The 12,500-nt window shown below is 30.2% G+C and carries 8 protein-coding genes; all 8 read left to right on the forward strand.

The features are described 5' to 3' along the window. The first annotated feature begins 18 nt into the window (after positions 1-18). The 8 genes from K7H06_RS04055 (at position 19) to K7H06_RS04090 (ending at position 12,332) form a co-directional block, all read left to right on the forward strand. Positions 19-276: a helix-turn-helix domain-containing protein gene (locus tag K7H06_RS04055; protein ID WP_223038678.1), complete on the forward strand. Its 258-nt coding sequence runs from the start codon at positions 19-21 to the stop codon at positions 274-276. A gap of 213 nt (positions 277-489) precedes the next feature. Continuing rightward, positions 490-4,059 (forward strand): DUF4132 domain-containing protein, encoded by a 3,570-nt coding sequence (locus tag K7H06_RS04060; RefSeq protein ID WP_223038679.1) that lies wholly within the window; start codon positions 490-492, stop codon positions 4,057-4,059. 74 nt (positions 4,060-4,133) lie between these two features. Then, a complete protein-coding gene (locus K7H06_RS04065) occupies positions 4,134-5,246 on the forward strand; it encodes an ATP-binding protein (RefSeq protein ID WP_223038680.1) in 1,113 nt (370 codons plus the stop codon). Next, positions 5,207-7,639: a DUF5682 family protein gene (locus K7H06_RS04070; RefSeq protein WP_223038681.1), complete on the forward strand. Its 2,433-nt coding sequence runs from the start codon at positions 5,207-5,209 to the stop codon at positions 7,637-7,639. The genes K7H06_RS04065 and K7H06_RS04070 overlap by 40 nt, the downstream gene beginning before the upstream one ends. After that, entirely contained in the window at positions 7,632-8,762 is a 1,131-nt protein-coding gene (locus tag K7H06_RS04075) for a VWA domain-containing protein (protein WP_343216810.1), read from the forward strand. Before K7H06_RS04070 ends, K7H06_RS04075 begins: the two co-directional genes overlap by 8 nt. Next, positions 8,738-10,468, forward strand: coding sequence for an SWIM zinc finger family protein (locus K7H06_RS04080; RefSeq protein ID WP_223038682.1), 1,731 nt, complete (start codon positions 8,738-8,740; stop codon positions 10,466-10,468). The genes K7H06_RS04075 and K7H06_RS04080 overlap by 25 nt, the downstream gene beginning before the upstream one ends. 33 nt (positions 10,469-10,501) lie before the next feature. Then, entirely contained in the window at positions 10,502-10,807 is a 306-nt protein-coding gene (locus K7H06_RS04085) for a hypothetical protein (protein ID WP_223038683.1), read from the forward strand. Positions 10,808-10,985: 178 nt separating this feature from the next. Beyond that, a complete protein-coding gene (locus K7H06_RS04090) occupies positions 10,986-12,332 on the forward strand; it encodes a Na+/H+ antiporter NhaC family protein (RefSeq protein ID WP_223038684.1) in 1,347 nt (448 codons plus the stop codon). Positions 12,333-12,500 lie beyond the last annotated feature (168 nt).

Below are 12,500 nucleotides of genomic sequence, written 5' to 3' on the forward strand. Positions count from 1 at the left end.
ATAATGGAAGGCGATTATATGAAAGAAATCATAAATATGCTTGAAAAATTAAGTTTTTCAAAAACAGAAGCATCTGTATATATAACATTGCTAAAACATCCAAAGTTAACGGGGTATCAGATTGCTAAAAAAATTAATATATCTCGCTCTTCGGTTTACTCAGCTTTAGATAATCTCTATAATAGAGGGGGCGTATCTTTATTATCAGGAAAAAATTTCCTAAAACATATTGAAATTCGAACAAATGTTTGGTATAATTGGCAGAAAAGATTGTAGTCAGGGATTCTTTGACTTGAAGAAATAAAATGCATAGATGCCTTTAAAAATAAAAAGATTAGTGATAGTACCTTTGTAAATAGAATTATTAAAAGAGGTTGGGATAAAGGTTCTGTAACAGATGGTGGAGGCTATTATGAGTTTTATAAAGATATTATAGCGAAATCCTTTATGATGTATTCAAAGTTACAAAAGGATAAAATGGAGGGAAATATGGAAAAACAAGTAGTTGTAAAAGATATCATAGAAATTTACAAATCAATAGGATTATCTGTTGAAGTATTAAACGATATAGAAGATTATTTAAAAGGTGCTCATAATGAAGAAGAAATACTAAAATCAATAGAAAATGAACAAATTCCCAACTGGGAATTTAGAGTAGCTATTTCAAATGTTGTAACAAAATTTTTAAAAGATATGAATTTAGAGGATGAAGATCTAACAGAAAGGATATTAAAAAGTTTTTTTCTTATAGGAAAAGAAAATACTTTTGATTGTTATGAAATGAAATTTATCTTTGAGAATAAAGTTCTATCTATCTATAAAAAGCTAAAAGAAATAAAAGTTCCTTTTTATTATTATATTATGAATAGAGTTAAAAAAGTGTCAGATAAAGATGGATATTATATTTATAATGATATCAATAAAAAATATTTTGTTGAACTTAAATGGCTTTATATCTTTTATAAAAAAGATTACATAGAAGCATTTCATCATTTAGAGGGAGTAGAAAAGCTATGTCTTGCAATTATTCTTTTAAATGAAGGAAATAGGAAAATAAAAGGGATAAAAGAGTTTGTAGATCAAAATTTAAAAGAAATTCTTTTTAAATATTTTGAAATTAACGATCAACATAAAGAAACAATCAATAATTATATAAATGGAAACCATATTCCTGTAGATAGAGCAGTTGATTCTTTTAAAAGCATTGCTAAAAATGTTGGAGATGATGAATATAGAATTATCAATAGTATTATTTATCATAGTTGCAATAAAAGTGAAGTGGCAAAGAGAATATTAAAGCTACTTGCTCACTTTGATAATTATAGAACCATTGACTATATTTTTGATTTTACAAATGCAGGAGAAGAAAAATATGGAAGACATAGAATAAAGATTTGTGAAAAAGCGCAAGAATTTTTACGTGTACTTAAAAGATTAGAAATAGAAGAACATTTTTATATAGCTTGGGCGGCTTATCAATGTTTTGGTGAGTATACTTATGAGGAAGATAAAAAATTTCTTAGAAGTGTGATGAATGATTGCTTTGAAGAAAATATAGGTTGCTTTAAAGATGCAATACAGATTACTAGTGGAATAGCAAAAAATTATTTAGAAAGTCATTTAATCAATTTAATGGATGAAGATGAAAAAATAGATGAAGTAAATAGAAAATGTATAGAAGCTGTTAAAGATATACTAAAAGAACATAATTTTTCAAATGATGAAATAGATGATTTTGTGCTTTTCATGGAAGGAAACAAAGATATTAAGAAAGTTTTAATCCCTTCTAATTTTAAGAAAAATGACTATTTAGGATGGGGAATAAGAAAACAAATAAAAAAAATAGTATGGTGCTATGGTATAGGAGATGTTTTTAGGCGGATTGTATTATATTTTGTAAAACTTCAAAATCATAAGCTATTTGATTATTTAGTAAATGAATTAGCCATAGAAAAAAAAGCTACCTTTAAAGATGTGGTAGAAATTTTCAGTGACCTAGGAGTAGAAGTAAAGGATATTATTTATATAATCTCTACTATGAGTTTTGACGGACATCATACAAGGGAATATGATCATTTAATAGACAATTGGATAGAGGATTGTCCATATGAAGTGATCAATCATATGAAACTTTGCAATGCAGAAGGTAGAGAAGATTTGATAAAAAGGGTTTATGAAAGTGGATTTTACAAAAAAGACAAAGAAAAATTTATTTCGTTACTAAAAGAGTTTATTGCAGATTCTTCAAAATTAGTAAAAGCTACAGTGTATCCTATGATAGAAGAAGCTTTAACTATTGAAGAAAGAAAAGCTTTAGGAATTAATTTACTAGGGGCTAAGAAGGCAGCCATGAGAGAAGGGGCTATCCATGTATTAAAATCTATAATGGATGAAGAATGTGAAAATATTCTAAAAGCCCATTTAGAAAAAGAGAAAAGCACAAAGGTTAAAAATTTGATTATGGAAAACCTTCCTGTAGCAACAAAAGAAGAGGAAGAAATAAAAGATATAAATACTTATTGTAAAAAGAATTTAAACAAACGAAAAAGATCAAAAATAAGCTGGTTAGAACCAGAACATCTTCCCAATTTAGTTCTAGAGGAAAATGGTGAAAAAGCTTCAGAGGAAGTTTTAGATTATATCCTTATTACCTTTGCAGATGAAAAAGAAGTACAAACCAATCTAGAAGTGAAAAAGATTATGGATTATTTTAAGAAGGATAGCCTTAATCATTTAGCTTATGAAGTACTTTTAAAGTGGTATGATGAGGGTGCAGAAGCCAAGAAAAAATGGATTTTATCATTAGTGGGTATGTTTGGAGATACAAAATGTATTCAGTTTTTAGAGAAAAATATAAAAAAATGGCCAGAAATCTCAAGAGGAACAATCGCTTGTGAAGCTTTAAAAGCGATTGCTATTAGTGGAAACCATGAAGGACTTATGATAATCGATAGCATTGGGAGAAAGTTTAAATTCAAGCAGGTAAAAAATGCTGCATTGGAAGCACTTGATTTTGCTGCTAAGGAGTTAGGGATTGATAAGGAGGAATTATCAGATAGAGTCGTTCCAACATTAGGATTTGACAAGGAAGGAAAACAAGTATTTGACTATGGAAATAGAAAATTTATTGTTGAAATTAATGAAGAGCTTACTTTGACTGTTTATAAAGAAGATGGAAAAATTCTTAAGAATTTGCCTAAACCAGGGAAAAATGATGATGAAGAAAAGGCAGAAGTAGCACGAGAAGGATTTAAACTTCTTAAAAAGCAGTTAAAAACACTTATAACTGCACAAAGTGAAAGACTAGATATCGCACTAGGAAACAATAGAAAATGGCGTTTAGAGCAATGGAAAAATCTATTTGTTGAAAATATGATTATGCAAAGATTTGCCATAGGTCTTATATGGGGAATATACGAAGAAGAAAAATTGATAAAAACCTTTAGATATATGGAGGATGGAAGTTTTAATACAGTAGATGAAGAAGAAATTGAAATAGGGAATACTGAAAAGATAGGCCTTGTTCATCCTATTGAGCTTTCAAAAGAAACGATTGATTTGTGGAAAGAACAGCTAGAGGATTATGAAATTACTCAGCCTATAGAACAATTAGATAGAAAAGTATTTTCATTAGAAGATGATACAAAAGAGACCATTGATCAATTTGCAGGAATCATGATAAGTGGTTCAACATTTTCGAATAAGCTTAAAAAGAGAGGCTGGTATACAGGATCTGTAAGAGATGGAGGCTGGTATACAGAGTTTTATAAGGAAAATGAAAAAATAGGTGCAGAGATTGACTTTAGTGGAATGGGTTTTTATGATCAGTATGAGACGGTTACTATATTTTTATTAAGATTTTATCAATCAGGTACAGTTGAAAGAGGTAGCTATATCTATGATAAAATAGAAGAAAAAGATCTTATTTTACCGAAAAGTGTTCAAAAAAGACTTTTAAGTGAAATATTATATGACTTATATAAAGCAACCGTTAATTCTTCTGAGTTTGATAAAGATTGGAAAAAGGAAATGGACAGTTTAAGTAACTATAGGGAGTAATAAAAGGAAGATCCCTTCACAAAATTTTTTGTGAAGGGAATCTTTATAGATAAAGGAAAGAAAAGAGGGGCGTTATGAATAAAAAGATGATGAAGCTTCCAGCAGAGAAAGCTTATGAAAAGGAACTATTGGCACTAAAAAAATATGATAAAGGACCTAAGCCTGCTAATTGGTTATTATCTCCTAAAGCAGTAAGAACATTTATATTAGGCAGTGATGAGTCTTTATTATTAGATGGAGAAGAAATCATGATCAATAAAAAATTCTACGGAGATGATTCATTAATAGAAAGATGTATCGTAACTTTAGCAGGAAATAGAGGACTTATGCTAGTAGGGGAACCTGGTACGGCAAAGACTATGCTTAGTGAACTGTTGACTGCTGCTATTTGTGGGACAAGTACGAATACGATTCAAGGAACAGCAGGGACTACTGAAGATATGATGAAATATTCATGGAATTATGCAATGCTTTTAGCAAATGGACCTAGTAGAAAAGCACTTGTTCCATCACCACTCTATATAGGGATGGAGAAGGGAATCATCACAAGGCTTGAAGAGATTACCCGTTGTCCTTCAGAAGTACAGGATAGTTTAATAAGTTTACTTAGTGATAAAGTTTTAAATATTCCAGAACTTGGTAAAGAGGGTGTTTTGTTTGCATATCCTGGATTTAATGTAATTGCTACAGCAAATATAAGGGATAAAGGTGTCAATGAAATGAGTAGTGCTTTAAAAAGAAGATTTAACTTTGAAACAGTTTTTCCAATAAAAGATTTATCTTTAGAGATTGAAATCATTGAAAAAGAATCTAAGAAGCTTTTAGAGGCATCTGGAATAGATATGGATGTAGATCAAGAAGTAGCAACTATTTTGGCTTCTACATTCCATGAATTAAGAGAAGGGATTACGGTAGAAGGACATAGATTAGATAAACCAGAGGCGATCATGAGTACAGCAGAGGCAGTTTCTGTATATTTTCAAAGTGCTATGAGTGCTTACTATTATGATGATGGTAAAATGAGCATGGATCGAACGGTTCAAAATATTTTAGGTGCAGTAATCAAAGAAAATAGAGAGGACTTAAACAAATTGAAAAACTATTTTACCCTTGTGGTCAAATCAAGAAGTGTGAAAGAGGGAAGTCTATGGAAAGATTATTATGCAGCCAAGAAATGGATCAAATAAATAGATTATATGAAGAAGCTTTTACTTTAAAAGAAAATATTATTTACTTTCCCGTAAGACATCATAGTCCTGCTTGTTCTTATCATTTAAAGAAAACGATTGAAAAATATAAGCCCCAAATTATATTGATTGAAGGACCAAGTAATGCCAATCATTTGATACCATCTCTTACCCATGAAGATAGTCAAACACCCTTAAGTATTTACTATACTTATTCAGATGATAAAGGATTACTAGGGGAAAAGAAGGATAAATATATGTGTTATTATCCCTTTTTAGACTATTCTCCAGAATATGTAGCTATGAAAATCGGATGGAATTTAAATATTCCTACAGTATTTATTGATTTTCCCTATGAGGAAATATTAATCAATAGCAAAGAAGGAGAAGGAATACGAGAAAAATTTAAAAAGAAAAGCTATCATGATGATTACTTAATTATGAGAAGTAAGTTTATAAAAGAGCTTTGCAAAAAACAAAATTGCAGAGATTTCAATGAACTATGGGAAAAATTATATGAAATAAGGGGTTTACATATAAGCACTGAAGAATTTGTGAAAAATATGTTAGCCTATTGTTATCTTTCAAGAGTTGATTATAGGGAAGAAATCCTTGAAAGGGAAGGATGTATAGCAAGAGAAAAATATATGAATATGCAGATACAAAAATATGCTAATGAATATGAAAAAATCCTTGTTATTACAGGAGGTTTTCATACCTTTGGACTTGTAGAGCTTCAAAAAAGAAAAGTTGAGATAAAAATACAGGATATAAAAAAAGAAAATGTAGGAGCCTATGCAATGGCCTATAGCTTTGAAGAGTGTAATCGGTTAAATGGGTATGCTAGCGGAATGATTTATCCAGCCTTTTATCAAAGAATATGGGAAAATATTTGTAAAAATAAAGAAGAACCTTATGAAGATGGGGTAATTACATTCATTAGTCAGTGTGGACGAGAACTGAGAAAAAAAGAAGAAGGTATTTCAACTGCTGATAGTATTGAGGCTTTCAATATGGCAAAGGGGTTAGCCGTTCTAAGGGACAAAATATCTTGCGGTGTTTATGAATTATTAGATGGTGTAACGAGTGTAATGGTCAAGGGAGAAATGAGTGTATCTAATAATTTTCCACTAGCTTCATTAAATAAACTGATGACGGGAGAAAGAATAGGAAAATTAAGTGAACAAGCTGAATTCCCCCCTATTGTTTTAGATTTTAGAAAGAAGTGTAAAAAACTAAGATTAAATATCCATACATCTGTAAAGCAGGAAAAAATATTAGACATTCATAAAACAAAATCCCATAGAGAACAAAGTAAGTTTTTTCATATGATGAACTTTTTAGAAACAAACTTTTGTGTAAAAACAAAAGGACCAGATTATCTAGTCAACAAAGATACAAATTTAATAAGAGAAAAGTGGAACTATAGATGGAAATCTCAAGTTGAGAGTAAATTGATTGAGCATTCTGTTTATGGAGGAAGCTTAAAGGAAGCTGTATCAGAAATTTTATTAAAAAAAGTGAAGGATTTAGGAGAGCATGGAAAAGAAGCAACCCTTATGATGATTCATGCAGCCATTATGGGGATTGAAGAAGTGTTTGAGTATATGCTACTAGAGCTAGAGACAATCCTTCAAAGGGATGGTTCTTTTTATTCCCTTACAGAAGCTTGTAGAAATTTAAACTTTCTTTATAAACAAAAATATTTAATGGATTTATCAAGTACAGAAAAAATTGAAATCCTCCTAAAAAAAGCTTACGAAAAATCATCTTCATTTATATCAACTCTTTATAATATACAAAAAGATGATGAAAACAATACCATACAAATGCTAAAGGAACTTTATCAGCTATCAATGGATCATCGTTTACATCTAAATAATGAAATATATATAGACCAGCTAAAAACCTTAATAGGTAAAAAAGATGTGAACCCAGCATTAGAAGGAGCGGGGGTAGGAATCTTAATAGGAATGAATCAACTACGAGAGGATGAAGGAACAAAGAGGGCAAAAGGATATCTTTATGGTTCGGGAGAAAAGTTCTTTGAATCTGCTGCGTTTTTGAAGGGCCTTTTCAGTACGGCAAGGGATTTGATTTTGGGAAGTGGCAGCTTAATCAATGGGATTGATCATATGCTAAAAAAGATTGAACATGAAGATTTTTTGAAGATCCTTCCCGAAATGCGTCTTGCCTTTAGCTTTTTTATTCCTAGAGAAATTGATGAAATAGGAGAAAAAGTATCCGTATTGTACGGAACAAATAATAAAGAAATATTGAATAAAATGCCTTTAAATGAAAAAGAAATACTTTTAGCAAAAGAATTAGATGCTTTTGCTAAAGAGCAATTAGCAAATTGGGGGATTATAGAGAGGGGGCAAGCTTTTGAATGATATAGAAACATTAAACCGCTGGAGGCTTATCCTTGGAAAATTTTCAGAAGATCATTTTGACTTTGGAGAAGATGGTTTTTTGTATAGAGAAATAGATGATGCAATGGATTTTTTATATGGAAGGGAATACGGAGAAAAGGAAGGGGTACGAGGAGAAGACAATAGGTCGGGCGGACGAGGAAATTCTATTTTGACAGTTCCAAGATGGATCACAAAAATAAGGGAGCTGTTTCCAAAAGAAACGGTTGAAATTCTTGAAAAGCATGCCCTTCATAAGTACGACCTTGTGGAGCTTTTAACAGATCAAGAAGTTTTAGAAAAATTAGAACCGAATATGGATCTTTTAAAAAGCATAATGCAAATGAAGCATATGATGAAGGGTGAGGTCTTAGAAAGTGCTAAGAAAATTATTAAGAAAGTGGCAAAAGAAATAGAAAAAAAGCTAGAGCAAGATATGAAAAATAGTATTGTTGGAAAAATAGATAAAAATAACAGAGGGGTTATAAAATCCATTCGAAATATAGACTTTAAAAGAACGATTCATAAAAACCTAAAGAATTATGATATAGAAAGAAAACAATTAATTATTGATCAAGTGTATTTTAATAATAGGGTCAAAAGCTATAATAAGTATCATGTGATTATAGCAGTAGATGAAAGTGGAAGTATGTTAGATTCAATTATACATAGTGCTGTAATGGCAGGTATATTTGCAAAACTTCCTATGCTCAAGACGAACCTTATTATATTTGATACAAATGTAGTTGATTTATCTGATCATATAGATGACCCTGTAAGAACTCTTATGAGTGTTCAGCTAGGAGGAGGAACCCATATTGCGAAAGCCCTTCAATATAGTAAGAGTCTTATTCAGAATCCATATAGAACCATGGTGGTAATGGTTACAGACTTATATGAAGGTGGACGCCTTACTGACATGTATAGACGAGCTAAGGATATTATAGATACAGGTGCCAAACTCATTGTTTTAACAGCTTTAGACGCACATTCAACACCTACTTATGATAAAAATGCTGCCCAAACTCTAAAGAACATGGGGGCAGAGGTAGCAGCATTAACACCGGAGGGATTAGCAAGATGGATAGGTCAAATCATTTCATAAAAAGCTTCAAAGATTTTATCCTTTCATGTGATGAAACTTATCTCATTGATGCTGCCAATAAAGGGCTTTATAAAAGGGCTTTAAAGGAAATAGATAAGGAAAATACTGTAGAGGTAGAAATAAAAGAAGATAAAGTGATTTGTAAATTAGAGGATGAAACTGTATGTGAGCTAACAGACCATATAGGAAAATACAAATGCAGTTGTCCATCAAGAAATATCTGTAAACATGTACTTATAAGTATTATATATATACAAAGGAATATAAATGAAATATTTAGAGAAAACTCAGAAAGTGATATAAAGAAAACTGATCGTCAAATAAAAGTATTAGAAGAAAAAATATTAGAAAAAAAGGACTTTTCTTGGATTTTAAATTATGATCTTCATGAAATAAAGAAAAGGATTACGAAAAAGGAATTTAGCGATATTTTATTTAGAGTAAAATTCGGCATAGAAGTAGAAATCAAAGAGGAAAACTTTTTAGTGGTTTATTTAAAAGATTGGGATATAAGGGTTCGTTTTACAGAAAACCCTTCATTAGATAGGATTATTTGTACTTGCAAGGAAAAAGATTTTTGCATACATAAAGCAGAAGCTATGATTCATTATAAGCTGTATAAAAAGCATATTCATATGAATGAGATTTATGAATCCATAGATATAAAAATATGTAAAGAAGCTTTACAAGAAGTAAGAAAATTGATAAGTGAGATTACCATAATAGGCTTATCGAGATTGCCTGAAAATATATTAAAAAGAATCGAAAATACAGCTGTGTTTTGTCATAGTAAAGATTTAGTAAGACTTGAAAAGCTTTTAAGGAGTTTGAAAAGTCAATTGGAACTATATTTTCATAAACATGCTAGTTTTTCTAAAGAAGCTGTAAGAAAATTGATTACGAGAATATATAATATATCCATAGGGATAGAAAAAGCTCCTTCTAATAGGGTAAAGAAAAATCTCATAGGAGAACATAAAACAAGCTATACAGAAATACCACCTGTAACTCTTTGTGGTATGGGGGCAGGAGCATGGAAATCGAATTCAGGATATGCTGGTATTACCTATTATTTTTTCAATGAAAAGAGAAAATTATGGATGACGTATATAGCCATGAAGCCAACTTATTATGAAGGAGTAGGTATAAACATAGTAACTATGTACAAAAGTAAAGCCCCTTGGAATATGGAAAATTCTATGGAAAACATTTCAAAAGATAAGATTCAACTAAAACATTGTAAAGTAAATAAAAACTATAGAATATCTTCATCAGAAGAAACAATAGGAAATATGATAGAAAAAACGAATATAAATAAAATAGACTGTGGAAATATATTGTATGAGGATTGGAGAGTTTTAATAAAAAATATACAAAAGCATTTTCATTATAAGCTTTTGGAAGAGGAAGAAAATATAAATCTTGTTTTACTAAAAGTGTATAGATGGGGAAAAAGTAGTTTTGATTCTATTAATCAAGTTTTTAAATTGCCTATTTATGATAAAAATAATCAAATAATCTGCATCCTTTTAAAATTTAATACTGATAACAAAGGATTGATTAATAGATTAGAAAGCATGGAAAAATATAAAAAATTTGGAGATATACTTTTAGGAAAGATTTATAGATTTGAAGGAAATTATGTGATTGACCCTATTACTATGTACTATGAGAATGGGGAAATGATCAACTTAACATTAGAATAATTGAATAAGCAAAATTTATAGGAGTGTTTCCACATGGAATTAGAAAATAAATATAATATAAAAGGAATTATAGAAGAACTAGAACAAATTATAAATGATTTATTTTTAAGTGGTTTAGGAATCGTCTATGAAAATACAATGGAGGATATGAAAAACTTAGTAGAAAAATGTAGAGACATAGGTTTAACTTTTGCTGGAGAAAAATTAGAAGATATGATGAAGGAACTTAGTAAAAAGGAGCATAGCGTAAGTTTTGACTATTCAAAGGTAGTAAAGGATTATCATGCTTTGAGTGGGTATGTAGATATTGTAATAAGTAAAATAGAAGATTTAGGGTGATAAGTGAGCTTTGTAGAAGAATTTAATAGAGAATCTAGAAAAGGTAAAAATGACACGTATAAAGGTGTCGTTTTTACCTTTTTTGGTTCGATAATAACATTACGTAGATATGAAGTAGTAACTATAATATTGTTATAGTTAAATTTTAGTGTTTAAAATATTTGAGGAGGTGCAACTTATGGAAATTGGTTGGTTATCGCTGTTACCAATAGTATTAGCCATTATATTAGCATTTACAATCAAGGATGTCTTTATTTCTTTGTTAACAGGAATTATTGTCTCAGGTATCATTCTAGATGTTAAAAATAAATCACTCTCTTTAGGTTTCAATAGTATATATAAAGTTTTTCAAGATGATTATGCTGCTAAATCCATTTTATTTTGTTTAATAATTGGAGGATTTGTATATGTAATTGAAGCATCTGGTGGTGTGCATGGGATGGTTGAGTATCTAACGAAGAAAAAGCAAGTGGTAAAGTCTCAAAGGGGAGTACAATTAATTACGTATTTTATTGGTATACTTATGTTTATTGATGCGACCAGCTCTGTTGTAATTTCAGGTGTTGCTGCAAGACCATTATTTGACTATTTTCATGTATCAAGAGAGAAATTAGCTTATATAACGGATTCTACATCTTCTCCTGTTGCTTGGTTAGTACCCTTTAATAGTGCTGGAGCATTTTTAATAGCAATGATTAGTGCTCAAGTTTCAGCGGGTACTTTAGATGTAGATCCTATGAATACAATTATTGCGACAATACCGTTTCAATTGTATGGGATTGTATCTATACTCATAGTGGGTGTTGTAATTTTCCTAGATAAAGATGGAATTAAGGAAAATAAAACTGTGAACAATAAATCAACAAAGATTGTTTACGATGGCAATTATACACCCAAAATTAAGAATATATTAGTACCAATAATTCTATTAGTGGGTTTAATAGTTGGAATAATGATTGTAACGGGTGATGGATCTACTGGCATTTATATTGGGGTTATTATGACATTGATTTTGACAGGCATATATTATGTTGTACAAGGCGTTACAGATTTAAAAACTTATTCTGAATGGGTTATAAAAGGTATGTCAAACTATTTAGGAGTAACTATGATTTTAACTCTAGCTTTTGCATTTAGTAACTTAGTTAGTGAGTTAGGGACTGGTGCATATATTGCATCTATAAGTGGGAGTATTAATCCGATTTTCATACCTGCTATGGTCTTTGTTTTAGGTGCAATCATGTCTTTTGCTACAGGAACAAGTGGAGGAACTGTAGGAATTTTAATTCCAATTGTTTTCCCTATGGCAGTTTCGCTTCAAGTTGCAATTCCTGTTGTTCTTGGTGCTATCATTTCAGGAGGTTTGTTTGGAGATCACTGTTCACCCATTTCGGACTCAACCATATTATCGTCTATGATTGCTGAAGTACAAGTGATGGATCATGTTACAACTCAAATGCCATATGCATTGATTGCAGCTACAATAAGTTGTGTTGGATTCCTTATTTTAGGGGTTGTCATTTAATTTAAATATAGAACTTATAATTAAAAAGCAGGTGTGTGAGATTTTATTTGAAAGGTATTATAGTTTTATAATGGATTATTAACTCAAAAAGGATTTCTAAAACAATATAATTTTATAAAATGAATAGAAAAAATAAATCTTAAAATAAAATAAATTTTAAACTATGGA

This window comes from Crassaminicella profunda (genome assembly GCF_019884785.1).
In the GTDB taxonomy this organism is placed as follows: domain Bacteria; phylum Bacillota; class Clostridia; order Peptostreptococcales; family Thermotaleaceae; genus Crassaminicella; species Crassaminicella profunda.

What these genes read in the sequence shown, in the direction of transcription:
- K7H06_RS04055 (WP_223038678.1), top strand. Translation starts at nt 19, where the DNA reads ATGAAAGAAATCATAAATATGCTTGAAAAATTAAGTTTTTCAAAAACA.
- K7H06_RS04060 (WP_223038679.1), top strand. Translation starts at nt 490, where the DNA reads ATGGAAAAACAAGTAGTTGTAAAAGATATCATAGAAATTTACAAATCA.
- K7H06_RS04065 (WP_223038680.1), top strand. Translation starts at nt 4,134, where the DNA reads ATGAATAAAAAGATGATGAAGCTTCCAGCAGAGAAAGCTTATGAAAAG.
- K7H06_RS04070 (WP_223038681.1), top strand. Translation starts at nt 5,207, where the DNA reads ATGGAAAGATTATTATGCAGCCAAGAAATGGATCAAATAAATAGATTA.
- K7H06_RS04080 (WP_223038682.1), top strand. Translation starts at nt 8,738, where the DNA reads ATGGATAGGTCAAATCATTTCATAAAAAGCTTCAAAGATTTTATCCTT.
- K7H06_RS04085 (WP_223038683.1), top strand. Translation starts at nt 10,502, where the DNA reads ATGGAATTAGAAAATAAATATAATATAAAAGGAATTATAGAAGAACTA.
- K7H06_RS04090 (WP_223038684.1), top strand. Translation starts at nt 10,986, where the DNA reads ATGGAAATTGGTTGGTTATCGCTGTTACCAATAGTATTAGCCATTATA.